Source organism: Billgrantia antri (assembly GCF_017868935.1).
GTDB lineage: Bacteria > Pseudomonadota > Gammaproteobacteria > Pseudomonadales > Halomonadaceae > Halomonas > Halomonas antri.
In genome coordinates, this window is record NZ_CP053383.1 from 2,394,636 (window position 1) to 2,419,750 (window position 25,115).

The window sequence follows — 25,115 nt, forward strand, 5'->3', positions numbered from 1 at the left end:
CGTCGTGCTAGCCTGTTTCTATTCTTTACATGAGGCAGTCCCTACGCCATGTCCCGCGTCGTGTTCCAGGCCTGCGGCCTGAAGCGCTTCTACCCGATGGGCGAAATCACCATCCAGGCGCTGCGCGGCGTCGACCTGGAGCTGCATGCGGCAGAGCTGGTGGTAATGCTGGGCGCTTCCGGATCGGGCAAGTCCACCCTGCTCAACATCCTGGGCGGCCTGGACATCCCCAGTGAGGGCTCGCTGCTTTATTATCCGAGCGACCCACGCGACTCTTATCGCTCCGTCCCTCGTCACTCAAATAGCGATTCGCCGGCCCTGGCGCAAGGCATCGACCTGGCACGCGCCAACCACCGGGAACTGACCCGCTTTCGCCGTCATCACGTCGGTTTCGTGTTCCAGTTCTACAACCTGATATCGAGTCTTACTGCGCGGGAGAACGTCGCCGTCGTCACCGATATCAGCCGCCACCCGCTGCCCCCCGAGGAGGCCCTGGCGCTGGTGGGTCTTGAGCATCGCCTCGACCACTTCCCTTCGCAGCTCTCTGGCGGAGAGCAACAACGGGTTGCCATTGCCCGCGCCGTGGCCAAGCAGCCTGACGTGCTGCTATGCGACGAACCCACCGGCGCCCTCGACTTCCAGACCGGCATCCGGGTGCTGGAAGTGCTCGAGCGTATCAATCGCGAAACCGGCACCACCGTGGCGATCATTACCCACAACGAGGTGATCGGCGACATGGCCGATCGCATCGTGCGCCTGCGCGACGGCAGGGTCGAGCAGCTGCAGGTCAATGCCCAGCGCCGCATGCCACACGAGCTGCGCTGGTAGCCACGGACACAGGCATGCAGACACTCGACCGCAAACTGTATCGCGACCTGTGGCGTCTCAAGGGACAGGCGCTGGCCATTGCCCTGGTCATCGCCAGCGGCGTGATGACGCTGATTCTCGCCGTTACCACCCTGGAAGCCCTGTCCGGTGCCCGCGACCGGTTCTATGCCAGTCATCACTTCGCCGAAGTATTCGCCGAGGTCAAGCGCGCTCCCCTGGGCGTGCTCGAGCAGCTGCAGCGAGTCGATGGCGTCAACCTGATCGAACCTCGGGTTCGTGCCGCGGTTCGGCTGGCGGTACCCGGTTACGGCGATCCGGTGCGCGGCCAGTTGCTGTCGCTGCCCGACGGCCGCCAGCCACTGCTCAATCGACTCCACCTGCTGAGCGGCAGCCTGCCGGAAGCCGGGCGCGACGACCAGGCCGTCGTCTCGGATGCCTTTGCCGAAGCGCATGGACTGCAACCGGGCGACACCCTGGAAGCGATCGTCAACGGCCGTCATACCCGGCTGACGATCTCCGGTATCGCGCTGAGTCCCGAGTTTCTCTATCAGGCCGCTCCCACCGACCTGATGCCGGACTATCGCCGCTATGCGGTGCTATGGATGAACCAGCGTTCGCTATCCCGCGCCTACGGCATGGAAGGGGCCTTCAACAGCATCAGCCTGACGCTGCAGGCCGGGGCCAGTCAGGACGACATCATCGATGCCCTCGACCTGGCGCTGGCCCGCTATGGCGCTACCGGGGCGCAGACCCGCCATGATCAGCAGTCGCATCGCTTCATCGAGGAGGAGCTCAACCAGCAGCGCATCATGGCCACCGTACTGCCGACGATCTTCCTGACGGTGTCGGCCTTCCTGCTCAACGTGGTGATGGGGCGCATCATCCAGACCCAGCGCGAGCAGTTGGCCATCCTCAAGGCCTTCGGCTATCGCGACACCGAACTGGCTCGGCACTACGGCCTGCTGGCGGCATCGATCGTCATGCTCGGCTGGGTCATGGGCGTTGCGCTTGGCGGCTGGGCCGCCAGCGGTCTGGCCGAGGTCTATCGGGCGTATTTCCGCTTCCCCGAGATGCGCTTCGGCGTACCCGCCTGGGCATTGGCCCTGTCGTTCACGGTGACGCTATGCGCCGCCCTGGCTGGCACCTGGCATGCAGTATGGCGGGCGGTCAGGCGTCCGCCCGCCGAGGCAATGCGTCCGCCGGCTCCGCACCGCTTTCGCCGCAGCTGGCTGGAGCGTTGCGTTCCCCCCGCCCTGCTCGGCAACGAAGGACGTATCGTGCTGCGCAACCTGGCCCGGCATCCAGCCAAGGCCGGCTTCTCCATCGTGGGTATTGCCCTGTCTGCCGGCCTGCTGATGATCGGCGCCTACCAGCTCGCCGCCGTGGAAAAGATGATCGACCAGCAGTACCGCCAGGTACTGCAGATGGACGTCGAACTCACCTTCAACGAACCGACACCGGCACGGGCAGCCGGTGAATTGCGCCAACAGCCTGGCGTACTGGCGGTGGAAACCTGGCGCCGGGTGCCGGCGACACTGATTCACGGCCACCGCGAGTACCGTACCAGCCTGCTGGGAATGGAGCCGGAGCCACAGCTGCGCCGGGTGCTCGATTCCCGTGGCCAGGCTCAATCCGTGCCCGAAGCGGGAATCATGCTGACACGCCACCTGGCGGGGATACTCGATGCCAGGGTCGGCGATACGCTGGACGTGACGGTCATGGAGGGGCGGCGCGAGCGCCTGCGCCTGCCGCTGACGGCTGTGGTGGACGAACCGCTGGGCGTCGGTGCCTACCTGCGACGCGACACCCTCAACGCGCTGATGCATGAAGGTCCTGCGGTGAGCGGCGCCTGGCTGCTGATAGACCCCGCATACATTACCGAGCTGCATGCCGCACTGTGGAAGATGCCCATGGTGGCCTCGATCAGCCTGCTCAACGAGGCCGAGCGCGGCATTCGCGACTACATGGACGAGACCCTGCGCATGTTCGCGGTGATCTTCGTTGCCATCGCCTCCTCCATCGCCTTCGGCGTGGTCTACAACAATGCTCGTATCGCCTTCGCCGAGCGCGCCCGGGAGTTGGCGACCCTGCAGGTGCTGGGATACACCCGGGCGGAGGTCTCGCGGATACTGCTGGGTGAGATCGCCCTGCTCACCCTGGCAGCCATCCCGCTGGGCTGGGCCATCGGTAGCGTATTCGTTCGCCTGCTGCATACGGCTTTCAGCAACGACCTGTTCCGCATACCGCTGGTCTTCACCTCCCAGGTCTTCGGCTTTGCAGCCGCAGGCGTGTTGATCGCTTCAGTGGTGGTCGGCGTCCTCGTCTTCCGCCGCCTCGGACGTCTCGACAAGCTACGCGTCCTCAAGGCCGTGGAGTGACGGTCCATGGCTCCAGCACAACAGGGAAAGAGCATGAACGGGGGAAGAGCATGAATGAAGGTCGCCGTTGGATTCGCTACGCCATCTGGGCCGCGCTGGGACTCGGGCTGCTCGCCCTGCTGGCCTGGGCGCTGCGCCCCATGCCGGTGCCGGTCAACGTGGCGCGGGTCAGCGTGGGGCCTTTCACCGACTCGATCATCGAAGAGGGTCGTACCCGCCTGCGTGATACCTGGAACGTCTCGGCACCGATCACGGGTTTCCTCCAGCGCGTGACGCTCGAAGAGGGCGACCGGGTCGCGGAAGGCGATACGCTGTTCCGCCTCGAGCCGAGCCCTGCTCCAGCGCTGGACGTGCGTACTCGGCAGCAGGCAGAAGACAGCTTGCTGGCCGCTCAGGCCCGGCTACGTGCCGCCCAGGCCAACCTCGAGACGGCACGAGCCGACCGGCGATTCGCCGAGGCCGAGTATCAGCGCTATCGCCAGTTGCATGAACGCAGCCTCATCTCCACTGCCGAGCTGGAGCAGCGCCAGAACCAGCGTGACCGGCTTCGGGCGCTGGAAAATTCCGCGGCATCCGGGGTCGAGGTCGCGCGCTTCGAGGTGGAAAGCGCCAGGGCACTGCTCGCCGTGGCCAGCGGCCAGCGCAGCGAGTCGGACCAACCGGTACTTCAGGTGCGCGCACCGGTCTCGGGGCTGGTGCTGACACGCTACCGCTGTTGCGAGGGCAGCGTCGCGGCCGGTGAGCCGATCCTGGAGCTGGGCAGCCTCGACGACCTTGAGATTCAGGTCGATCTGCTTTCCATGGACGCCGTGCGCCTGCGTCCCGGCATGGGCGTCAACATCACCGGCTGGGGCGGCGAGCCGCTGACAGGCCACGTCAGGCGCATTGCGCCTTCCGGCTTCACCCGTACCTCGGCGCTGGGCGTGGACGAACAGCGGGTCCCCGTAATCGTGGACTTCGCCGATGGTCTCGACCTGGCCACGCTGGGCCTGGGCAGCGGCTTTCGTGTCGATGCCGAATTTCTGGTCTGGTCGGCCGATGAGGTCCTGCAGATGCCTACCAGCGCACTGTTTCGCCACCAGGGAGAGTGGAGCGTCTTCGTGATCGAAGCGGGGCGCGCCGTGCACCGGCCAGTGGAATTGGGGCGACGCCAGGGGCTCGTCAGCCAAGTACTCTCGGGGCTCGAGGCGGGCGAAACGGTGATCACTCATCCCGGTGAACGAGTCGCGGAAGGCGTCAGAGTCAGAGCCGACGAGTGAGTTCCCTAGCGACTCCCGTTATTATGTCGCTCGCTGCGCACTTTGGCGTGTCTCAACGAACCTCTGACGTCAGGAACTGCCATGATCGTATCCGCCTCTTCCGACTGCCCCGTACTGGTGCTCTACACCGGCGGCACCCTGGGCATGATTCCCAGTGCCGAAGGGCTGGCCCCGGGAGGCGATATCGAGGCGAGGTTGCGACGGGCGCTGGCTGGCCTGCCCCCGAGCCGCCAGGCTAGCCTGCCACGCTTCACCGTTCAGTCGACAAGCGACCCCATCGACTCGAGCGCGGCGACGCCCCGTGACTGGCAGCGCCTGGGCGCTTCCATCGCCGCCCAGGTGGGCGACTACGCCGGCGTGGTCGTCCTGCACGGCACCGATACCCTGTCCTGGACCGCTTCCAGCCTGGCCTATCAGCTACAGGGACTGGACCGCCCCGTGGTGGTGACCGGGGCCATGCAACCCTTGGAGAGCGAAGGCAGCGATGCGCTCGACAACATCGAGCTCGCCCTGCGCTTCGCCGCCAAGCCGGAGCTGCAGGAAGTCGCGATCGCCTTCGCCGGGCGCCTGCTGCGGGGGGTGCGCACACGCAAGACTCACAGCGAGGCCGACGACGCCTTTGCCAGTTTCAACTACCCCGTGCTGGGCGAGCGCATCGACGACGACGCGGTCCTCTATCCCGGTCGCGGACTCGAAGCCCAGCAGCGCGGCGCCCCTCGCTTCGAACTGCCGGACTATACCTCGCTGGCCGAGGGCGGCGTGGTCAGGCTCACGCTCTGGCCCGGGATCCAGCCCTGGCAGCTCGACGCCTGGCTCGGCGACAATCGAGTACGCGGTGCGCTGCTCGAGGTCTGGGGAGGGGGGAACGTTCCAGACGATCCTGAACTGGTCGGCATGCTGGCCAAGGCCAGCGGCGAGGGCAAACTGCTTGCCGCGATCAGTCAGTGCCCGATCGGCGGCATTGCACCGGGGCATTACGCAGCCGGCCAAGGGCTGGTGCAGGCCGGCGTCCTCTCGGGGGACGCCATGACCCCGGAGGCAGCCATGACCAAGCTGGTACATCTCCTGGCGCAGCCGCTCGACGAGCAGGAGCGTCGCCGACGATTTCTCACACCGCTGGTCGGCGAGCGCTGATCCGGGCGGCGCCGGCCCGCCATGCCTGCCGCAGCGGCTGGCGTCTCGCCGCTGTCGGGCTAAGTTGAACGTAACGAAGCAAAACCCCAGGCTTAAGGAGTTGCGACATGGAGCATCCCGACCACCCCTTCAGCGAGCTGTTCGAACAGTTGGGCCTTGCGGCCGATGAAGCCTCGATCAAGGCTTTCCTCGAGCAGCATGCCCCACTGCCGCCCGAGATGGCCTTGTATCAGGCCCCCTTCTGGAACCCCGCTCAGGCCGAGTTCCTGTATACGGCGCTGGAGGAAGATGCCGACTGGGCGGAGGTCGTCGACCACCTCGATGCATCGTTGAGGAAGCAATAATTTTTCAAACGCTTGGTCGAATGCCGTTCTGCTAGGCTTGGCCGGGGACAACAAGAACCAATACGGGCGGGGAACACTATGCCGATCGATAGGATATCGATAACGGAACCTTTTGACGTGGCTGACCTCGCCACTCAAGCATTACCGCCCTTGCCCGAAGTCCTGCGAAGCCGACTGGCCGAATGCCGTACGCTGCCCAGCCTGCCGGCTGCGGCAGCGCGCTTGATCGCCATTGCCCGCTCTTCGGACCCCTGCCTTGCCGATTACGCCCGCGCCATCGAGCAGGATCCCGCCCTTACCCTGCGACTCCTCTCAATGGCCAACAGCGCCTCGTATTCACGGGGCGGAAATGCCGTTTCCACCTGCCTGGACGGCGTCTCGCGCATCGGTCTGGATGCGACGCTGGCAATCGCCTTGAGCTTCGGCCTCCCCCGCCCCGGAGCCAATGCCGTCCTCGACCATGAGTACCTGTGCCAGCGGGCCATCATCGCCGCCACCGCCACCCAGGAACTGGCCCAGCACCTGTGTCCGCACGAAGCCCCTCAGCTGTTCACCACCGCTTTGCTGCAGGACATCGGCATACTCGCTTTCGAGGCGCTGGATAACGATGCCTATGCCGCGCACATTCCCGACCTTCGCCAACACCAGAAGCTGAGCGAGGCCGAGCAAGAACGCTACGGCTGCGATCATGCCCTGGTAGGAGCGTGGATCGCCATGAGCTGGGGCGTGCCCAGCCCCATTGCGCTGGGCATCATCGATAGCCATGGCCCGCTGGCCGACGGCGATGCGCGCAAGCTCTGCCTGCGCCTCTCATGCCGCATCGCCGACTGCTGGCTCGCCGCCGACTCGGCCTCCGCCTTCAGCGCCCTGCTGCGTCAGCTGGCGTCGGTCGCCTCGCTGGACATCGTCATGTTGATGACGGTCATGCAGGAGCTGCAGCATCGCCTACCCTCACTGGCACGCCTGTTCGAGATCACCTGCCCCCCAGCTATCGACAGCACTCACCTGCTGGCCGAGGCCAAGGAGCTGCTGTTCGAGCAGAACCTGAAAATGACGATTCGGCTGGCCGAACAGCAACGGGAGCTGGAGGCGCTGCACGCCAGCCATGTCGTGCTCGACGAACAGCACCGCACCGACCATCTAACGCAGTTGGCCAATCGCCCCTGGCTGGAGAAGCGCCTCGACCAGCACTTCACATGCGCCAAGCGTGCCCGTCAGCCCCTGTCGGTGATGTTCATCGACCTCGACCACTTCAAGCGGATCAACGACAGCTTCGGGCACCGTTTCGGCGACGAGGTCCTGATCCACTTCGCCGCCGCGCTCAACAACATGGTGCGGGAAAGCGATATCGCGGGACGCTATGGCGGCGAGGAATTCCTGGTCATCATGCCCAACACCCGCCGTCAGCATGCCGGCATCCTGGCCGACCGAATTCGCGAATACCTCGCCACCCAACCCTTGGCCCAGGCCGACGGCAAGCCGTTGCACGTGACCGCCTCCATCGGCATTGCCGATCTGGAAGATGGCGAATTCGAGGATGCCGCCAGCCTGGTCGACGCCGCCGACAAGGCCATGTACCGCGTCAAGCACGACGGTCGTGACGGCGTGGGGCACTACCATGAGCCGGACGCTTCCGATTGATTCTCACCGGATGCCTCGGCAAGACGACGAAGGCGGCCATTGGCCGCCTTCGTCGTCTTGATTCGACAGTCACAATGCCCTAGTCCGGCAAATCGCGCATCAGCAGGGCGAACTCGATGCGTTCCGGTGCAATGCTCTCGCCCGGCACCGGAATGCGCACTACATGACCGGAGCCCGGCGCCGCCTGGACCGACTCACCGCGCTTGTTCTCGATGTGCTCGAGCTTGAAGCGCCGATTGCCGCCGGGCAGCATCAGCTCCATGCCATCACCCACCTCGAAGCGGTTCTTGACGTCCACTTCGAGGACGCCGCGACCGGGATCGTAGCCGATCACCTCGCCGACGAACTGCTGATGTACGCCGACCGAATTGCCACGCTCGTAGTTCTGGTACTCGTCATGTACGTGGCGGCGATAGAAGCCTTCGGTGTAGCCGCGGTTGGCCAGGTTATCGAGTTCGTCCATCAGCCGCATGTCGAAGGGCCGGCCCGCTACGGCATCGTCGATGGCACGCCGATAGACCTGAGCGGTGCGCGCCACGTAGTAGTGGGACTTGGTGCGTCCTTCGATCTTGAGTGACGTCACGCCCATTTCGGCAAGCCGGGGCACGTGCTGCACGGCGCGTAGGTCCTTCGAGTTCATGATGTAAGTGCCGTGCTCGTCCTCGAAGATCGGCATCAGCTCGCCCGGCCGGGTGGCATCCTCGATCAAGGCGGAAAGCTCGTCCTGGCCTTCCACCCCTCCAGCCGTCGCCGTGCTGTGGGTCGTGCTACCGCCACCGGAGGCGATCAGCCCGCCCTGGCCGGGCGTCCACACGCCGCTGGCCGCATGGGCCGCCGCGGAGTTCGCCGGTACCAGGTCGCCGGTCTCGTCCTGGGCGGCGGCTACTGTGTTGTACTGCCAGCGGCAGGCATTGGTACAGGTACCCTGGTTGGGGTCGCGGTGATTGAAATAACCGGAGAGCAGGCAACGGCCCGAATAGGCGATGCAAAGGGCGCCATGCACGAAGGTCTCGATCTCGAGGTCGGGGCACTCGGCACGAATCTCGGCAATTTCCTCCAGCGACAGCTCCCGCGACAGGATGATGCGGCTGATTCCCTGTCGCTGCCAGAACTTGGCGGCCGCCCAGTTGACCACGTTGGACTGCACCGAGAGATGGATCACCTGCTCGGGCCAGCGCTCGCGGATCATCATGATCAGCCCCGGATCGGACATGATCAACGCATCCGGCCCGGCCTCGATGACGGGCTCCATGTCGCGCAGGTAGGTCTTCAGCTTGCTGTTGTGCGGCGCGATGTTCGACGCCACGTAGAACTGCTTGCCGCGCTCGTGAGCATAGGCGATGCCGCGATGCAGGTTGTCGAGCTTGAAGTCGTTGTTGCGCACGCGCAGCGAATAGCGCGGCTGGCCGGCGTAGACGGCATCGGCGCCATAGGCGAACGCGTAGCGCATGTTCTTGAACGTCCCCGCCGGGGAGAGCAGTTCGGGAGCTTTCATGTGGGGTCACCGTTGTCAGGACGATGCAGCGCTGCACGATTTTCGCTGTCGGCGAAACGCAGTGCTGAGATAGAGAGGGCGGAAAGTCTAGCAAGCGGGTGGGGCTCTGGCCAGCGTTCGCTCCAACAGGTAGACTGACGCGCGCCGGACCGGATCCCGGCGCCCGCCCAAAGCGGGAGTGACAAATTCTCCGACTCAGAGCCTCACTATGACCAACGTCTCCCCCGATGCCACCGTGGTGATCTACTCCGGCGGCATGGACTCCTTCACCGTCCTCCATCGCGCCCTGAACGAGGGCTGCGACGTTCACGCCCTCTCCTTCGACTACGGTCAGCGCCACGCCCGGGAGCTGGAAGTCGCTGCCCGCGTGTGCAGCGCACTCGGCGTGCCGCACCAGGTGGTGGACATCCGCGCCATTCATGGTCTGATCGACAACTCGGCGCTGACCGATACCCGCCGCGACATGCCCGAGGGCGACTATGGCGAGGAGAACCTCACCGCTACGGTGGTGCCCAACCGCAACATGGTGCTGCTGTCGCTGGCCATCGCCAAGGCGGTGAATATCGGCGCCAGGCGGGTCGACTACGGTGCCCACGGCGGCGACCACGTCCTCTATCCCGACTGTCGCCCCGAATTCGTCGACGCCATGAATGCGGTGGCCGGTATCGCCAACTTCGAGCCGGTCGAGATCCGTGCGCCCTACCTGCGCGCGAGCAAGGCGGAAATACTCGCCGAGGGCTTGGCCATGGGTCTCGACTACGCCGAGACCTGGACCTGCTATCGCGGCGATACGCTTGCCTGTGGCCGCTGCGGCAGCTGCCGCGAACGGCTTGCCGCCTTCGCCGCCAACGGTGTGAGCGATCCACTGGGGTATTCCACCGATGCGCCGCGCCCTGACCTCGTCAGCGGAGGCGCCTGATGTATCACGTCAAGGAAGCCTTCTACACACTCCAGGGCGAGGGGGCGCGAGCAGGTCGTGCCAGCGTCTTCTGTCGCTTCAGCGGCTGCAACCTGTGGTCGGGGCGCGAGCAGGACCGGGCAAGTGCCGCCTGTCGCTTCTGCGATACCGACTTCATCGGTACCGATGGGCAGCACGGTGGACGCTTCTCCAGCGCCGATGCCCTGTCGGAGCACTTGATGTCGCTCTGGCCCGAGGCACAGGAGCGGGCAGCACCTTATGTGGTATTCACCGGCGGCGAGCCGTTGCTGCAGCTCGACGAGGCGCTGATCGATGCCATGCATGCGCGTGGCTTCGAAGTGGCAGTGGAAACCAACGGCACCCTGCCCGCGCCTGCCGGTATCGATTGGCTGTGTGTCAGTCCCAAGGCCGCCACGTCGCTGGCGCTGACCCGGGGCGACGAACTCAAGCTGGTCTACCCGCAGCAGGAGGCGCCGCCCGAGCGCTTCACCGATCTCGACTTTCGCCACTTCTACCTGCAACCGCTGGACACCACGCCGCTTGCCGAGAGAACCCGGCACCTGGACGCGACCGTGGCCTACTGTCTGGCCAATCCGCAGTGGCGCCTGTCGCTGCAGACCCACAAGATAACGGGAATCGACTGATGACTCTGTTCGTCAACCGGTTGAGCCAGCTCGACGCCTCACTCTGGTGCCCGCAGCGCGGGCTGATCGGTGTCAGCTGGTACGTCGATGCCGAGCTCGACGGCGAGCTCGGCGAGGATGGCATGCTGTTCGATTTCGGCGAGGTCAAGCCATGGATCAAGTCGCGCCTGGATGCCGGCGCCGACCATACGCTGCTGGTGCCGACGCGCGCACCCGGCATCAGCGTCAGTGAATGCAGCGAGGGGATCTGCCTACGTACCTCGCGCCCCTACTCGCTGGAGGTTCGCGCTCCGCGACAGGCCTTCACGCTGCTGCCCTGGGCCGAGGTCACTCCGGAGCGACTCGCCGACTTCCTCGCCCGGGAGCTGATGAAGCGCCCACCGCCGCGGGTCAGCGACATTCGCCTGCGCCTGCGTGCGGAGGTCATCGATGGCGCCGCCTACACATACAGCCACGGTCTCAAGCATCACGCCGGCAACTGCCAGCGTATCGCTCATGGTCACCGCTCGCGCCTGCACATCTGGCAGCGCGGCGAGCGCTGCCCCGCGCTGGAGACCCAGTGGGCACGCTATCTGGACGATCGCTACCTGGTCGATGCAACCGACGTCATCGACCAGGCCGAATTCGAGATATCTCCCAGCCTGACCAGCCGCTACCGCGCCGAGCAGGGCCGCTTTCAACTGCGGCTGCCGCTGGAGCGCTGCATCGTGCTCGACTCTCCCACCACGGTCGAACATATTGCCGAATGGCTGGCACGGCAGATCGCCGGCCAGACGGGACTGTCCACGCGGGTGCAGGCATTCGAGGGAATCGACAAGGGTGCCATCGCCGAGGCCAGGCCATGAGCCAGCAGGCTTCCGCTGACGCCGCCGAGTCGTGCCGCCCCGGCTGCGGCGCCTGCTGCATTGCCCCCTCGATCAGTTCGCCGATACCCGGCATGCCTGATGGCAAACCGGCCGGCGTGCGTTGCGTGCAGCTCGACGAGCATAACCTCTGTCGCCTGTTCGGCGATCCGAACCGTCCCACGGTGTGCGAACGTTTCGCTTTCGACAGCGCGCTATGCGGAGAGGACCGAACCCAGGCATTGCAGCGCATTGCCATGCTCGAGTGCGGCACCTCTTCCTGACACGCTCAGCCCTGACGCCTTCACCCGTTGCCGACTGCCACGCGCCCGGCGATATCGAGCGACTGCGGTAGCTGGCGGTCGAGCAGCATGCGCCAGCGAATCAGTACCGGGGCATCGCTGTGGCTCACACTGTCGAGCAACGCCCGGAACTGGTCGCGCGAGGCTTCATCCTGGCTGTCGACCAAGGTCAGCCACGCCTCGAGTGCACAGAGCTCCTGGTGACGGTTCTCGTGCAGGCGAGCGCACTCGAGCGCCTGCTCAACCAACAGCCGCACTTCGCTCGTCGGGCGCCCGAGACGGTGGCGTACGCGTGCGAGCTGCACCGCCAGCTCGGAGACGAACAGGGTACTGCGCTCGCGCGCGATCATCAGGCACTGGTCCAGGTAATCCTCTGCCCGAGGGAGTTCGTCCAGCGCCAGGCAGGCGTCGCTGTACCACAGGGTAGGTCGATGGTAACGGTCACGGCCGGTGATCTCCCCGAGCTCCTCCTGAGCCAGCTCCATCATCTTCAGGCCATCGCGATCACCGGAGAGAGCCCGGCGCCAGCCCAGAATCGCCTGGGCCGATACCTGCCACAGATGCAAGTCCGGTGTCTCCGTCAGAGCCACGGCCTGTTCGGCACGGCGTGCCGCCAGGTGCACATGGCCAAGCTGTCGGTAGAGCGCCGCGGCAAACAGCAGCGCCATAGCCAGCGAGCCGGGGTGCCCGATTCGCTCGGCCAGGCGGATTGCCGCCTCGACCTGCTGTTCGGCGCGCCGGTAGTCGCCGCGCAGGCAAATCGCCCAGCCCTGAAAGCAAGCCGCTGCCACCTGGGGGTGTTCGGAGAATGGCAGCCATTCGATCAGCATCGGCTGCTCCAGCGGAGCGATCTCGTCGAGATGTTCGAATGCCTGCCGAATACGGCCCGCCCAGTACTCGCAGTTGGCTCGGGCGTAGTCGGCGAGACGCTGGTAGCGAGGATCGTCGAGGCGCCCGGCGATGGAAGCCAGGCTGGCGGCAAGGGAAAAGGCATCGGCATGTGCATGGCGCTGGCTGCAGCCCACCCATAGCCCCCACTTGACCAGGAAGGCCTGCTCGAGGTCCTCGGCGTCTTCGGCATGGCAACCTCCATGCTGAACCAGCAACTCGCGGGCGCGCACGAAGCTTTCGTGAGCGGTCGGCGAGCCGTGTCCCTCGAGGGCGAAGGCAGCCTGACCACGCACGGTCAGCAGGCTGATCTCGCGCTCCTCCTGGCCTTCCACGTGGCGCAGGCTGGCCAGGCCGAAGTCGGCCATCTTCAGTGCGGTACGGTTGGCGCTGACCTTGAGCGCCTCGCGCGCCGCCAGTTCAAAATAGCGCGCCCCTCGGGCGTAATGTCCGCTGCGCCGCAGGTGGGTGGCAAAATCGCCGGGATGCCGTCCGATCCACATCGGGAAGCGCTCCTCGATCAGGCTGACGACCTGACGGTGAATGCGCACCCGCACGTCACGAGGACAGGAGAGGTAGGCGGCTTCCTGCAGCAACTGGTGACTGAACTGGTATTCGCGGCATCCGCCTTCGCCCCCGGCGGGCTCAATGATCTCGAGCCGGCGCATCTGCTCGAGGGCTCGGTTGAGCTGCGTCATGTCCCAGCCGCTGCACTCGGCCAGGAAATCGAGCCGGAAACGGCGGCCCAGCACGGCGGCGACATGCGCGACCTCACGGTCGCCATCGAGCTGGTCGATGCGTCCGGCCAGCAGACCAAGCAGACCACGCGGCAACTCATCGAGCTGCACGCTGCGCCCCTCGCGACGGTCCATTTCCAAGCGCCGGCAGATCTCCTGCATGTAGAGCGGCACGCCATCACAGCGCTCGATGATCTGGCCTCGCAGGCGCGGGCTGAGGTGCAGTCGGTAGCGCCTGGCCAGTTGCGACAGCAGCCGTGACGACTGCATCGCATCGAGATGGCTCAGGGCAACCTGTTGGTCCCAGTGCAGTCGCGTGGGCAGGGTCTCGCGGCCATGGTGGCTGGCCACCAGCAGAAAGGCGCAATTGATCGGCAGGCGTGCCTGCAGGCCGGCCAGCACGCGGAACGAAGGTTCGTCTAGCCACTGCAGATCATCGATCATCAACACCTGTGGACGCTCGGCGGCATGTCGCTCGATGACCCGGCACAGCAGCGCAACGACAAGATCCACCGCCTCGCCACTCTTGGCCAGCTGCGCCACCTCGGAAGACTCTCTGACGCCCAGCGCCTCCTCGAGCAACGCCAGTTGCTCGGGGCTCAGTGCGATTTCGCACTGGCTCATCAGGCCCTCGAGTCCCTCCTTGTCGAGCGTGTCGTCGAGCCGCCAGCGCAGCAGCGTACGCGCTACCCCGTAAGGCTCCAGTACCGACAGGCGAGTGGTGGGCTTCCAGCAGATGGCCGCGTCACGGCTCAGTTCGAGCTGCCGAAATCCTACCATCAGGGCCGACTTGCCCATGCCGGACGCACCTCGCACCAGCACGCTCTGGCGCAGGCCGATGCCGGCCCGGGCCAGAGCGTCGCGCAGCACGCGCAGCGAGGACTCACGGCCAACCAGGCTCGGCGGCATGGCATCGCGACCGCCCTCGTTCTGACCCAGCACCAGTGCACGCAGACGTACCCGACCGTCGCTCGCCACCAGCCGCGAGGAAAGACGCGGCTGCAGGTCCAGCGCCGGCGGCATGTGCTGGCTTGCTTCCTGGGAAATGACCAGCTCGCTGCCTTCGGCGGCACACATCAGGTCAAGCGCGCCCTGGGTCACCTGGCCCAACGGGTCGACCAGCTGGCGCTCGGGCAAATAGACGACACGGCCACTATTGAGACCGGCCGCCAGCTCGATGCGCGGCGCTTCGTCTTCGCCGCTCCAATGGCGCGCGACTTCGTCGGGCAACACACGCCGGCAATGCTCGTAGAGCGCTACCAGCTCGGCCAGCTGGTGTGCCGGGCCGTGAGTGCCGAAGCAGGCCAACCCCAGGCCACCGGTAGCTCCAGGCAGCCAGAAACCGCCCAGGTGGTGGCACTGCTGCTCAAGCCAACGCATCAGCTCGATCTGCAGGGCCAGGCAGGCGCGGATTTCGTCGCGGGCGGAGAACTCTCCGTTGACCCGCAGGCGAATCGCCATCACCGAGAGCTGACGCTGCTCGATCTCGTCCTCGCGCAGTGGCGAACTGCCGGCCGCCAGCGTGCGAGAGAATGCGCCTTGGGGCGACAGGCTCTGCAGGTCCGGACTGCCGTCCGACCAGTAGCGCGCCAGCTGGAGAAAGTTCGGCTCGGGCTGCTGGCCGGAGAGCGCCAGCAGCTGCAGGTAGGCATTGTACTGTTCGTGAGCCGCGGCGAGCTGACCCTGCTCGGCAAGCTGGCCCACTAGGCGCTCATGGAACGGACCATAGCCCGAGAAGCGGCTGACCAGGGTATGCAGCAGCGCATCGGGCACGTCCTCGTTTCGCTCGAGCACGCCTTCGGCGAAGCGGATGACACGCTGGCGCCATTCGTTACGCAGTTGCACCAGCCAGCGCTGGAACTCGGTGCAAGCCGACAGCTGCAGCTCTTCCACCAGATCGCCGCGATAGCGTCGCAGCAGCCGCTCGAGCGTGGCCACGTCCTGCGTGCCCTCCAGCAACTGCTGGAGTTCGTGCAGGTCGAAACGCCAGCCGTCAGGGCGGCGGAAGGCAATGGTCTGACGAGAAACGACCAGTACTTGCTCGGCGTGTTCGCCCAGTGACTGGCGCAGGCAGTGCAGTGCGTGGCGCAGGTTGGTGCGCCCCGAAGAGAGCCCCTGATCGGGCCATAGCAATTCGGCCAGACTGGCTCGGTTGACCGGCTGCTGATGCAACAGCAGGTAGACCAGCAGTGCCTTGACCTTGTCGTAGCTGAACTGGGTCAGCACATCATCGCCCAGCACCAGCGAGAACTGGCCGAACAGCGTCAGATGATCGCCATCCTCACTGTTATGCTCGGTTACAGAAGCGTCCTGCATGACGGAACCCTGCATGGCAAAGTGGCGGCATCAGGCCGGCACGCCACTATGGAAACGAAACGCCGTGTCCGGCGTGACTATTAGTTGTGCTTCGCATTCGGCAAAGAAATCCACTCGCTTGTCAATGGCATCCGACGAAAGATATCGCGCCAGCATCAGGTAGTCTTCGTAGTGCCGGCCTTCCGATTTCACCAGCGAGCGGTAGAAGCGAGCCAGCTCGGTATCCAGGTGCGGGATCAGCCTGGCAAAACGTTCGCAGCTCCTCGCCTCGATGAAAGCCCCTATGATGAGAATATCGACCAACCTGTCGGGTTCTTGAGGACGAACGTGTCGGCGTAGCGCTTCGGCATAGCGTGATGCGCTCAGGTGCCGATACTCGATGCCCCGCGACTCCATCAGCTTGACCACCTGTTCGAAGTGCAACAGTTCCTCACGGGCCAGTTGGGACATCTTGGAAAGCAGCAGCGGTTGGTTCACATAGCGATAGAGCAGGCTCATGGCGGTTGAGGCGGCTTTCTTCTCGCACTGGGCGTGATCGATCAGCAGCAGCTCAGGATTGTTCAGCGCCCACTCGACCCAGGCGTCGGGCGTGGGGCAGGCAAGAAAGGTAAGCAGGCCAGGCGGCAGCTCGATGTCGTTGCGGGTCGCATCCAGGGTCTCGGACATGGTGTCAGCTCGGCAATTCTGGGTCAGGCAAGCAACAGGGGGAGTCCGTACACGCTCGCTGCGCACGCCGACGCTCACCCGCCTCGACCATGAGCTCTGCGCTTAGGCGGTCGTGGAGTTCGGCGGCATCGAGCTCCACCGCCCCTTCCCGCAGCGTCACCCCGTAGCGCCGCAGGTCGCGTATGCGGTCACGCCCGACCCTCAGTAGCTCCACGACACGGGAGAGCGAAGGCTGCTCGGAGCGAAAGCGAATGCGGTGGCGTTTCAGCTGCGCCTCGAGGCAGGCTGCGTCATCGACCCGCAGGAAGCGGCCGGCCACGCGTTCACGCAGGCCATCCAGCTCTGTCATGCGATGGTCGCGCTGCTCGGCGGACAGTGCCATCCATTCGCCGATCTCGTCGTCGGTGCGCTGACAGCCCCGGCACACCGGGTCCCCCAGCGTCGTCGAACAGAGCCCCACGCAGGGCGAGGCGATACGCGCGCACATCTACCCATCCCCTAATCGTTTAACCCGCCCATGGTAACGCGCCCTGCTCCGGGTGGCACCCTGTAGTTCAGCAGACATTGCGACGACCAAAGTCTAGCCCCGCGCCAGGAGGGCCAACTTAACATTGTCGACAGTTTGCCGTAGAATCGCGCCACCCAGTGACTACGGTTGTTTTCCCGCCAGGGCGGCCTTTTCGCCGATGTTCGTCGCCGTACCGAACCGCCTTGGGCAACACACCAGATGAGGGCCCCAACGTGCTTGAAGCCTATCGCCAACATGTCGAAGAACGCGCCGTCGAGGGCGTCCCGCCGAAGCCCCTGAATGCCGAGCAGGCTGCTGCGCTGGTCGAACTGCTGAAGAACCCGCCCGCTGGCGAAGAAGAGTTCATTCTCGACCTGCTCACCAACCGCGTTCCCCCCGGCGTCGACGAGGCTGCCTACGTCAAGGCCGGCTTCCTCACCGCCATCGCCAAGGGCGAGGCCGAGTCGCCGCTGGTCGACAAGGTGCACGCCGTCAAGCTGCTGGGCACCATGCAGGGCGGCTACAACATCGCCACGTTGGTCGAGCTGCTGGATGACGCCGGGCTGGCCAAGGAGGCCGGTGAACAGCTCAAGCACACCCTGCTGATGTTCGACGCCTTCCATGATGTGGAGGAGCGCGCCAAGGCCGGCAATGCCGTGGCCAAGGACGTTCTACAGTCCTGGGCCGACGCCGAGTGGTTCCTGTCCAAGCCGGCGCTGGCCGAGAAAATCACCCTGACCGTGTTCAAGGTGCCGGGCGAGACCAACACCGACGACCTCTCTCCGGCCCCCGATGCCTGGTCGCGCCCCGACATCCCGCTGCATGCCAATGCCATGCTCAAGAACGAGCGCGAAGGCATCGAGCCTGAAGTCCCCGGCACCAAGGGCCCGCTGGCCCAGATCGAAGCGGTGAAGGCCAAGGGCTTCCCGGTCGCCTACGTCGGCGACGTGGTCGGCACCGGCTCCTCGCGCAAGTCGGCCACCAACTCCGTGCTGTGGTTCTTCGGCGACGACATTCCCAACGTGCCCAACAAGCGCGCCGGCGGTTTCTGCTTCGGCGGCAAGATCGCCCCGATCTTCTTCAACACCATGGAAGACGCCGGCGCCCTGCCCGTCGAGATGGACGTTTCCAAGCTCGAGATGGGCGACGTGATCGACGTCTACCCCTATGAAGGCAAGGTGTGCAAGCACGGCACCGATGAGGTGGTCTCGACCTTCGAGCTCAAGACCCAGGTGATTCTCGACGAAGTACGCGCCGGCGGCCGTATCCCGCTGATCATCGGTCGCGGCCTGACCGGCAAGGCGCGCGAGGCACTGGGCCTGCCCCAGTCCGACGTGTTCCGCCTGCCCGAGCAGCCCAAGGACACCGGCAAGGGCTTCACCCTGGCGCAGAAGATGGTGGGCAAGGCCTGCGGCATGGAGGGCGTGCGCCCGGGCATGTACTGCGAGCCGAAGATGACCACCGTGGGCTCCCAGGACACCACCGGCCCGATGACCCGCGACGAGCTGAAGGATCTCGCCTGCCTCGGCTTCCAGGCCGACCTGGTGATGCAGTCCTTCTGTCACACCGCCGCCTACCCGAAGCCGGTCGACGTGGAGACTCACCACACCCTGCCCGACTTCATCATGAACCGCGGCGGCGTTTCGCTGCGCCCGGGCGACGGCATCATCCACAGCTGGCTCAACCGCATGCTGCTGCCCGACACCGTGGGCACCGGCGGCGACTCCCACACGCGCTTTCCGCTGGGCATTTCGTTCCCGGCCGGCTCGGGCCTGGTCGCCTTCGCCGCCGCCACCGGCGTGATGCCGCTGGACATGCCGGAATCGGTGCTGGTGCGCTTCAAGGGCAAGCGTCAGCCCGGCGTCACCCTGCGTGACCTGGTCCATGCGATCCCCTACTACGCCATCAAGCAGGGGCTGCTGACCGTCGAGAAATCAGGCAAGAAGAATGCCTTCTCCGGCCGCGTGCTGGAGATCGAAGGTCTTGAGGACCTCACCGTCGAGCAGGCCTTCGAACTTTCCGACGCCTCCGCCGAGCGCAGTGCTGCGGGCTGCACCATCACGCTGTCCGAAGAGAGCGTCACCGAGTACCTGAAGTCCAACATCACCCTGCTCAAGTGGATGATCGCCAACGGTTATGGCGACAAGCGCACCATCGAACGCCGCATCCTGGCCATGGAAGAGTGGCTGGCCAACCCGAGCCTGATGCGCGCCGACAAGGACGCCGAGTACGCCGAGGTCATCGAGATCGACCTCGCCGAGCTCAAGGAGCCGGTACTGTGCGCCCCGAACGACCCGGACGACGCCCGCCTGCTCTCCGACGTGGCTGGCGAGAAGATCGACGAGGTCTTCATCGGCTCGTGCATGACCAACATTGGCCACTTCCGCGCCGCCGGCAAGCTGCTCGAGAAGCAGCCCGCCGGCAGCCTGAAGACCCGCCTGTGGCTGGCACCGCCGACCAAGATGGACCAGCACCAGCTTACCGAAGAGGGATACTACGGTATCTACGGTCGCGCCGGCGCACGCATGGAAATGCCGGGTTGCTCGCTGTGCATGGGTAACCAGGCCCGTGTCGCCGCCAAGAGCACCGTGGTCTCCACCTCGACCCGCAACTTCCCCAACCGCCTGGGCGACGGCGCCAACGTCTATCTGGCGTCGGCCGAACTGGCCGCGGTGGCCGCGGTTGAGGGTCGCCTGCCGACCGTCGAGGAGTACCGGCAATACATGGGCGAATTCGACGCCATGGCCGGCGAGATCTATCGTTACATGAACTTCCACGAGATCGAGGAGTATCAGAACGCCGCCTCCAACGTGATTCCGGTCGCTCAGGAAGCCTGATACCTCGAATTCCGATAGCATCAGGTTCGACTCCGATGCTCGCAACATCGATGGCACCTTGCAAAAGATGCCGGAGCCGATGAACGAAGCGCCCTCCTACGAGGGCGCTTTTTTTATAAGTCACTGTATTGCCTTACCTTCATGTCGCCGCGAGGCGACGCCTCGCTACGTTTTTTTACCTACCTCGCCTTGTGAGCCGTTCCCTGCGAGTCTAACTTTAAGGAGCCTCTGTGCACTGGCGGCCTGGAGTCGTCCAGGCACGAGAATGAAGAGGGATTCGAGAGGCCAAGGGACATTCAAGGAGTCAGAACATGTCGAAGAGAACGCTCCTCACCGTAACACTCGCCTCCACCACGCTGCTTTTTGCCGCTGGGGCACAAGCCCAGGCCAACGCACCGCACGAGCGCTATGCCTACCTGGGCCTCGGTACCGGTTTCAGTTCGCTGGAGAACGACCGCGACGACGTGGACAACTTCATCGAGAGCGGCAGCAGCGATTTCGATCTCGACGATGACGACAACGTCTGGAAGGGCTTCGCCGGTTACCAGTTCAACCGCTACCTGGCCGCCGAGGCCTTCTACGCCGACCTCGGCCGTGTGCGCCTGCGTGGCACCGATGGTGCCAACACCGACCTGGAGTCCAGCGCCTACGGCGCCAGCCTGATCGGCCAGTTTCCGATCACGAGCTGGTTCACGCCTTTCGCCAAGGTCGGGGCTGCCAGTTGGGAGACCGATGTCGACGGCAACCTGGGCGACGCCAATGTCGATCTCGAAAACAACGACGGCTTCGACCCGGTCTACGGCCTCGGTGCCCAGTTCAACCTCAATCCGGTGCTGATCCGTGCCGAGTACGAGCGCTACGACTTCGACAGCGACTACACTCTCGACACCTTCACCGCTTCGGTCGGGCTTCGCTTCTAGTCCCGCTGCCCCGCTTCACCCACGCCACCGTGCCACCGCCGGTGGCGTGCCTGCCTGCGACGAATCGACGAAGGCCTGAGCGCACAAACCATGGCATCATCCCGACCATCATTTCCCAGGCAAGGAACCTGCAATGAGCGCCATCATTACACCGGACATCTGCGACGCCCATCCTGAAGTCCAGGTTCTCGACCCGATCTTCATCAACTTCGGCGGGCGCGATGCCTTCTGCGGTCCGATACGCACCGTCAAGTGCTTCGAGGACAACTCGCTGGTCAAGCAGGCCGTCGGCGAAGCTGGAGAAGGTGCGGTGCTGGTGGTCGACGCCGGTGGGTCCCAGCGCTGCGCCATGCTCGGCGACATGCTGGCCGAGCAGGCCGTCGATAACGGTTGGTCGGGTGTCGTCATGTATGGTTGCGTGCGCGACGTCGACGTCCTGGCCGAGACCGATCTGGGCGTTCAGGCCCTCGGTGCCCATCCCCGCAAAAGCGAAAAACGCGGTGAAGGCAGCCGCGACATACCAGTCACGTTTGCCGGCGCTACCCTGCGTCCGGGGCAGTGGCTGTATGCCGACAACAATGGCATCGTGGTGGCCGAAGAGCGCCTGCCGCTCGACGCTTGATGCCAACCGCCGCGCGGCGGCGCTTGTCCAACCGCCGGCGGCGGTGCCACGCTTGTGGCAAGTACTCTGACCGGGAGCCTCCGTATCGATGACGTCACTAGGCGTGGATCTTCTTCGCAGCCTGCGAGAGCACCTGCGTCCACTGGTGGCGTACCATCTCTTCTTCACCCTGCTGGCCTCGAGCCTGCTGCTGCCGGGCGTGGCCTGGACGCTGACCAGCCTGCTCAGGCGATTCGACCGAACGGTCGTGACCAATGCCGCGCTACTCGACCTGCTGTTCAGCCCAGGGGGCATACTCTGGCTACTGGCGGCCATCGGTCTGACGTTCCTGGTGCTCTACCTGCAACAGGCCGGGATGATTCTGGTGGCGGTGAAGCGTCGCGACAATCACTACCAACTGGCGTTCATTGCCCTGTGGCAAACTCTGCGCCGCCTCCCCGTCCTAGCCGGCCTGGTGGTGCTGCAAGTGGGCACGCACCTGCTGCTGCTGATTCCCGTCGCGCTGCTGCTAGGCTGGCTATACGAGAATGTCATCGGCGGGCTCGACCCCTATTTCGTGCTGCGCATGCGACCCCCCGCATTATCGCTCTTCCTGGCTGGTGCCATACCGCTGTCCCTCGCCTGGGCGCTCATCGCGGGCTGGCTCTACGTCCGCTGGATCCTGGCACTGCCAACTGTCATGCTGGAGAACCTGTCGCCTCTCGCCGCCCTGCAGCGCAGCCGTGAACTGACCCGCGGCCATCGGGGCAAGGTCGCGTTGGTGGTGATCTCCATGCTGCTGGTGATCGTCGCCCTGCCGTTCATGACCAGCGCACTCTTCGATCATGTCTTCACCCCCCTGCTGTGGTGGCTACCGGAACGCAATGCGGTGCTGATCCCGGCCATGCTGGCGTACGCCACGGGCTACGTGCTGGCCACCTTGGCGATCACCTTCGTCGGTATCGCGGCGAATGCGCTGCTCTCGGCCTGCCTCTACCTGCGCCTGGCCCACCGTGAGCCTCGCCCCGCTCCACCACCACCCGATGCCCACCCCGGCCGGCTCGCCTGGGGCGTGGAGTTGGCCGTGGTGCTGTTCGCCCTGGTTCAGGCCTGGTGGATTGTCAACAGTTTCGGACTTCGCGACGATGTGGCCATCATTGCACATCGTGGCAGTTCGGCAGCCGCTCCCGAAAACACGCTTTCGGCAATCGAGCAAGCCAGCGCGGATCGCGCCCACTACGTGGAAGTGGATGTGCGCCTGACGGCCGATGGGGAGGCGGTGCTTTACCACGACCGTAGCCTGCAGCGCCTGACCGGCGACTCACGCCTCCTGCACGAAATGTCCCTCGAGGCGCTTCGGCGATTCGATGTCGGCAGTTGGTTCGGCGACGCTTACGTCGGAGAACGTGTTCCGACCCTCGACGAAGCTTTCGCCGCGGTACGCGGCAAGAGCGCCCTGATGATCGACATGAAACCGGAACCGGGGGAAGAAGCCGCTCTGGTGAAGGCCGTACTCGACTCACTGCAGCGGGAAACCGCAGCGCGCCGCGAGTGCCTGTCTCATGTGTCGCCGGCACAGGCCGCCCGTTGCGGCAGCCCCGACGTCAGCGGGGAGACGAGGCTGGCGGTGATGTCGACCAATGTACTGGACATGATCAAGGAACAAGAGCCGGACCTGCGCGTGACCCTGCTGGCACAGCTGGTCATGCCGGGGACTCTCGATCGACGCGGTTTCGATGCCCTGGGGCTACGCCATAACCGCATCACCGAGAACGAAATCCGGCTGGCGCGTGAGCTGGGTTACGAAGTGCATGCCTGGACGGTCAACGACCGAGCGCGCATGTCGCAGATGATCGATCTCGGGGTCGATGCCATCATCACCGACCACCCGGAACGCCTCGCCGAACTCATCCGCGATCGCCGCGAGCTGAGCGACGGGGCGATTCTGCTGGTGAAACTGCGCAACTGGCTGCGACGTTGAACGGTGGCGCCCAAGGGGCGCCACCAAGTCTCGTCAGTCGCCCATCACCACGCCTTCACGACGTGGATCAGCCCCTCCAAAAAAGCCCTCCTCGGTGCGCTGAATTGCCTGCAGACCGCTCGTCAATTCGCGCTCGCTGGCTTCATGACCCAGTTCATTCAACGTCTCGATCACTTCCGCAGGAAATCGGCCCTCTTCCAGATAGGCCGGCCCACCCAAGGTGATGGCGTGAGGCAGGTCGAGCGCCTCCTGGGCATCCAGGCCCCAGTCGAGCATGGCCACCAGCGCCTTGGCGGTGTAATGAATGATCGCCGCCCCACCGGGCGAACCCAGGCTGGCGATCAGCTCATCGCTTTCGCGGTCAAAGACCAGCGTCGGACTCATGCTCGAGCGGGGCCGCTTGCCGGCCTCGACCCGATTGGCGATCGGCGAGCCATCGCTATCGAGCGGACGGAACGAAAAGTCGGTGAGCTCGTTGTTGAGCAGGTAACCGCCCGGCAGCCCGGTGCCGCCATCGGCCATGATGCGAGAGCCGAACGCTGACTCGATGGTCGTGGTCATGGCGACGGCATTGCCTTCCTCGTCGACGATGCTGATATGACTGGTGCCGTACTCGGGCTGGATGGGTTGAACAGCCCATGCCGTCTCCACCTCGCCAGGATTGCCCGCCTGAGCCCCATCGGGACCCATGCTCTGTTCACCGACCAGCTCGGCGCGCTCGGCCAGGTAGTCCTCGTCGAGCATGCTGTTCCAGCTGCCGCCGGGAGGAGTGACGAAATCCGGATCCGCGATGAACTTATTACGATCCGCGAAGGCCAGCCGCGACGCTTCGAGGAAGCGATGCAGCCACTCGGTGCCGGGCCGATCCTCTTCGAGCGGTTCGTCCAGATCCGGCAGGTGTTCCATGATGCCCAGTATCTGCATGATGGTCAGGTGCCCCGAGGACGGCGGCGGGAAGCCGCAGACACGGTATGCCTGCCAATCAGTACAAAGCGGGTCGCGAGCCTTCGCCACGTAGGTGGCCATGTCCTCCAGGCTGATCGCCCCCGGTCGGGAGGAATGGCCTTGCACCCGCTGCACGAGGTCCTCGGCGATTGGTCCGGTATGCAGCGCCTTGCTGCCGTTCTCGGCGATTTCCCGCAGAATCTCGGCGAGGGCCGGGTTCTGCAAGCGATGCCCCTCAGGTAGCGGCTCGCCCTCCTCGGTGTAGTAGAACTCGCTGGCCAGCGGATCGTCGCGCAGCCGCTCCTCGGCGGCCAAGCTGGTATGCAGGCGCGGGCTGACCTCGAAGCCCTCTTCCGCCAGGGTGATGGCGGGAGCGAACAGCTCCGCCCAAGGCAACTTGCCATGGTTCTCATGGGCCATCTCGAGCATGCGCACGGTGCCCGGTACGCCAACCGACAGACCACTGGCTGCCGCTTCCATGAACTCCAGGGGCTCGCCCCCACCGTTGAGAAAGAGCGATTCGCTGGCGGCACGGGGGGCAGTCTCGCGGCCGTCGTAGGCCTTCACCCCGCTGCCGTCGTAGTGCATCAGAAAGGCTCCTCCGCCGATGCCGCTCGACTGGGGCTCCACCAGCGTGAGCACCATCTGCACGGCGATGGCGGCATCCACGGCGGATCCACCCGCCTTGAGTACCTGATAGCCGGCATCGGTGGCCAGCGGATTGGCGGCTGCCACGGCAAAGCGCTCAGTGGCCCAGCCGGTTTTTTCATCGTAGCCGGACGCGGCCTCCGGCTCGATGGCCGGGGCTTCGTATTGAAAGGCCACCTCGGATGTTGCCAACAGCGGCGTACCCAGCACACACGCTGAAGCAACTGTAACTAACCAGTATCGACGCAAGGAAACTGATCGGAAGTCCATGAGCGGGCCCCT

The 25,115-nt window shown here is 65.1% G+C and carries 19 protein-coding genes; 14 read left to right on the top strand and 5 right to left on the bottom strand.

The genetic code is table 11. The annotated features are described in order from the left end of the window. The first annotated feature begins 48 nt into the window (after positions 1 to 48). The 6 genes from HNO53_RS11150 to HNO53_RS11175 all read left to right on the top strand — a co-directional run bounded on the left by HNO53_RS11150 (position 49) and on the right by HNO53_RS11175 (position 7,584). Positions 49 to 828, top strand: a complete 780-nt coding sequence (locus HNO53_RS11150; protein WP_209472191.1) for an ABC transporter ATP-binding protein — start codon at positions 49 to 51, stop codon at positions 826 to 828. Between the two features lie 14 nt (positions 829 to 842). Beyond that, entirely contained in the window at positions 843 to 3,206 is a 2,364-nt protein-coding gene (locus tag HNO53_RS11155; RefSeq protein ID WP_209472192.1) for an ABC transporter permease, read from the top strand. 50 nt (positions 3,207 to 3,256) lie between these two features. After that, the gene (locus tag HNO53_RS11160; protein ID WP_209472193.1) at positions 3,257 to 4,465 is read left to right on the top strand and encodes an efflux RND transporter periplasmic adaptor subunit; all 1,209 of its coding nucleotides are present in this window, start codon (positions 3,257 to 3,259) and stop codon (positions 4,463 to 4,465) included. A gap of 81 nt (positions 4,466 to 4,546) precedes the next feature. Further along, on the top strand, positions 4,547 to 5,599 hold the full coding sequence (locus HNO53_RS11165; RefSeq protein WP_209472194.1) for an asparaginase: 1,053 nt from the start codon (positions 4,547 to 4,549) through the stop codon (positions 5,597 to 5,599). Positions 5,600 to 5,706: 107 nt separating this feature from the next. Further along, a complete protein-coding gene (locus HNO53_RS11170) occupies positions 5,707 to 5,943 on the top strand; it encodes a DUF2789 domain-containing protein (RefSeq protein WP_209472195.1) in 237 nt (78 codons plus the stop codon). 117 nt (positions 5,944 to 6,060) lie between these two features. After that, on the top strand, positions 6,061 to 7,584 hold the full coding sequence (locus tag HNO53_RS11175; protein WP_209472196.1) for a sensor domain-containing diguanylate cyclase: 1,524 nt from the start codon (positions 6,061 to 6,063) through the stop codon (positions 7,582 to 7,584). A 79-nt stretch (positions 7,585 to 7,663) separates the two neighbouring features. On the opposite strand, the gene trhP is transcribed toward HNO53_RS11175, so the two are convergent. Beyond that, the gene (gene trhP, locus HNO53_RS11180; protein WP_209472197.1) at positions 7,664 to 9,079 is read right to left on the bottom strand and encodes a prephenate-dependent tRNA uridine(34) hydroxylase TrhP; all 1,416 of its coding nucleotides are present in this window, start codon (positions 9,077 to 9,079) and stop codon (positions 7,664 to 7,666) included. 208 nt (positions 9,080 to 9,287) lie between these two features. Between trhP and queC the strand changes: the two genes are divergently transcribed. From queC to HNO53_RS11200, 4 genes are read left to right on the top strand one after another with little or no spacing between them, the layout of a single operon-like run. Next, positions 9,288 to 9,998, top strand: a complete 711-nt coding sequence (gene queC / locus HNO53_RS11185; protein WP_209472198.1) for a 7-cyano-7-deazaguanine synthase QueC — start codon at positions 9,288 to 9,290, stop codon at positions 9,996 to 9,998. Next, on the top strand, positions 9,998 to 10,642 hold the full coding sequence (gene queE / locus HNO53_RS11190) for a 7-carboxy-7-deazaguanine synthase (RefSeq protein ID WP_209472199.1): 645 nt from the start codon (positions 9,998 to 10,000) through the stop codon (positions 10,640 to 10,642). The genes queC and queE overlap by 1 nt, the downstream gene beginning before the upstream one ends. Beyond that, complete coding sequence (locus HNO53_RS11195) at positions 10,642 to 11,487, top strand: 6-carboxytetrahydropterin synthase (protein WP_209472200.1); 846 nt, start codon at positions 10,642 to 10,644, stop codon at positions 11,485 to 11,487. Before queE ends, HNO53_RS11195 begins: the two co-directional genes overlap by 1 nt. After that, a complete protein-coding gene (locus HNO53_RS11200; RefSeq protein ID WP_209472201.1) occupies positions 11,484 to 11,768 on the top strand; it encodes a YkgJ family cysteine cluster protein in 285 nt (94 codons plus the stop codon). Before HNO53_RS11195 ends, HNO53_RS11200 begins: the two co-directional genes overlap by 4 nt. A gap of 20 nt (positions 11,769 to 11,788) precedes the next feature. On the opposite strand, the gene HNO53_RS11205 is transcribed toward HNO53_RS11200, so the two are convergent. The 3 genes from HNO53_RS11205 to HNO53_RS11215 are packed head-to-tail and all read right to left on the bottom strand — an operon-like array spanning position 11,789 to position 16,880. Further along, entirely contained in the window at positions 11,789 to 15,727 is a 3,939-nt protein-coding gene (locus HNO53_RS11205; protein WP_209472202.1) for an ATP-binding protein, read from the bottom strand. A 30-nt stretch (positions 15,728 to 15,757) separates the two neighbouring features. Then, a complete protein-coding gene (locus HNO53_RS11210) occupies positions 15,758 to 16,393 on the bottom strand; it encodes a MiaE family protein (RefSeq protein ID WP_209472203.1) in 636 nt (211 codons plus the stop codon). Between the two features lie 4 nt (positions 16,394 to 16,397). Continuing rightward, on the bottom strand, positions 16,398 to 16,880 hold the full coding sequence (locus HNO53_RS11215; protein ID WP_209472204.1) for a DUF1289 domain-containing protein: 483 nt from the start codon (positions 16,878 to 16,880) through the stop codon (positions 16,398 to 16,400). A gap of 254 nt (positions 16,881 to 17,134) precedes the next feature. On the opposite strand from HNO53_RS11215, the gene acnB reads away from it, so the two are divergent. From acnB to HNO53_RS11235, 4 genes are all read left to right on the top strand, one after another. Further along, positions 17,135 to 19,738: a bifunctional aconitate hydratase 2/2-methylisocitrate dehydratase gene (acnB, locus tag HNO53_RS11220; RefSeq protein ID WP_209472205.1), complete on the top strand. Its 2,604-nt coding sequence runs from the start codon at positions 17,135 to 17,137 to the stop codon at positions 19,736 to 19,738. A gap of 311 nt (positions 19,739 to 20,049) precedes the next feature. Continuing rightward, complete coding sequence (locus HNO53_RS11225; protein ID WP_209472206.1) at positions 20,050 to 20,658, top strand: outer membrane beta-barrel protein; 609 nt, start codon at positions 20,050 to 20,052, stop codon at positions 20,656 to 20,658. A 133-nt stretch (positions 20,659 to 20,791) separates the two neighbouring features. Further along, positions 20,792 to 21,280 (top strand): ribonuclease E activity regulator RraA, encoded by a 489-nt coding sequence (gene rraA / locus HNO53_RS11230; protein ID WP_209472207.1) that lies wholly within the window; start codon positions 20,792 to 20,794, stop codon positions 21,278 to 21,280. An 88-nt stretch (positions 21,281 to 21,368) separates the two neighbouring features. Further along, positions 21,369 to 23,240, top strand: a complete 1,872-nt coding sequence (locus tag HNO53_RS11235) for a glycerophosphodiester phosphodiesterase family protein (protein ID WP_209472208.1) — start codon at positions 21,369 to 21,371, stop codon at positions 23,238 to 23,240. 33 nt (positions 23,241 to 23,273) lie between these two features. On the opposite strand, the gene ggt is transcribed toward HNO53_RS11235, so the two are convergent. Then, on the bottom strand, positions 23,274 to 25,103 hold the full coding sequence (gene ggt, locus HNO53_RS11240; RefSeq protein ID WP_209472209.1) for a gamma-glutamyltransferase: 1,830 nt from the start codon (positions 25,101 to 25,103) through the stop codon (positions 23,274 to 23,276). Positions 25,104 to 25,115: the final 12 nt, after the last annotated feature.

What these genes read in the sequence shown, in the direction of transcription:
- HNO53_RS11150 (WP_209472191.1), top strand. Translation starts at nt 49, where the DNA reads ATGTCCCGCGTCGTGTTCCAGGCCTGCGGCCTGAAGCGCTTCTACCCG.
- HNO53_RS11155 (WP_209472192.1), top strand. Translation starts at nt 843, where the DNA reads ATGCAGACACTCGACCGCAAACTGTATCGCGACCTGTGGCGTCTCAAG.
- HNO53_RS11160 (WP_209472193.1), top strand. Translation starts at nt 3,257, where the DNA reads ATGAATGAAGGTCGCCGTTGGATTCGCTACGCCATCTGGGCCGCGCTG.
- HNO53_RS11165 (WP_209472194.1), top strand. Translation starts at nt 4,547, where the DNA reads ATGATCGTATCCGCCTCTTCCGACTGCCCCGTACTGGTGCTCTACACC.
- HNO53_RS11170 (WP_209472195.1), top strand. Translation starts at nt 5,707, where the DNA reads ATGGAGCATCCCGACCACCCCTTCAGCGAGCTGTTCGAACAGTTGGGC.
- trhP (WP_209472197.1), bottom strand. Translation starts at nt 9,079, where the DNA reads ATGAAAGCTCCCGAACTGCTCTCCCCGGCGGGGACGTTCAAGAACATG.
- queC (WP_209472198.1), top strand. Translation starts at nt 9,288, where the DNA reads ATGACCAACGTCTCCCCCGATGCCACCGTGGTGATCTACTCCGGCGGC.
- queE (WP_209472199.1), top strand. Translation starts at nt 9,998, where the DNA reads ATGTATCACGTCAAGGAAGCCTTCTACACACTCCAGGGCGAGGGGGCG.
- HNO53_RS11195 (WP_209472200.1), top strand. Translation starts at nt 10,642, where the DNA reads ATGACTCTGTTCGTCAACCGGTTGAGCCAGCTCGACGCCTCACTCTGG.
- HNO53_RS11200 (WP_209472201.1), top strand. Translation starts at nt 11,484, where the DNA reads ATGAGCCAGCAGGCTTCCGCTGACGCCGCCGAGTCGTGCCGCCCCGGC.
- HNO53_RS11205 (WP_209472202.1), bottom strand. Translation starts at nt 15,727, where the DNA reads ATGCAGGACGCTTCTGTAACCGAGCATAACAGTGAGGATGGCGATCAT.
- HNO53_RS11210 (WP_209472203.1), bottom strand. Translation starts at nt 16,393, where the DNA reads ATGTCCGAGACCCTGGATGCGACCCGCAACGACATCGAGCTGCCGCCT.
- HNO53_RS11215 (WP_209472204.1), bottom strand. Translation starts at nt 16,880, where the DNA reads ATGTGCGCGCGTATCGCCTCGCCCTGCGTGGGGCTCTGTTCGACGACG.
- HNO53_RS11225 (WP_209472206.1), top strand. Translation starts at nt 20,050, where the DNA reads ATGTCGAAGAGAACGCTCCTCACCGTAACACTCGCCTCCACCACGCTG.
- rraA (WP_209472207.1), top strand. Translation starts at nt 20,792, where the DNA reads ATGAGCGCCATCATTACACCGGACATCTGCGACGCCCATCCTGAAGTC.
- HNO53_RS11235 (WP_209472208.1), top strand. Translation starts at nt 21,369, where the DNA reads ATGACGTCACTAGGCGTGGATCTTCTTCGCAGCCTGCGAGAGCACCTG.
- ggt (WP_209472209.1), bottom strand. Translation starts at nt 25,103, where the DNA reads ATGGACTTCCGATCAGTTTCCTTGCGTCGATACTGGTTAGTTACAGTT.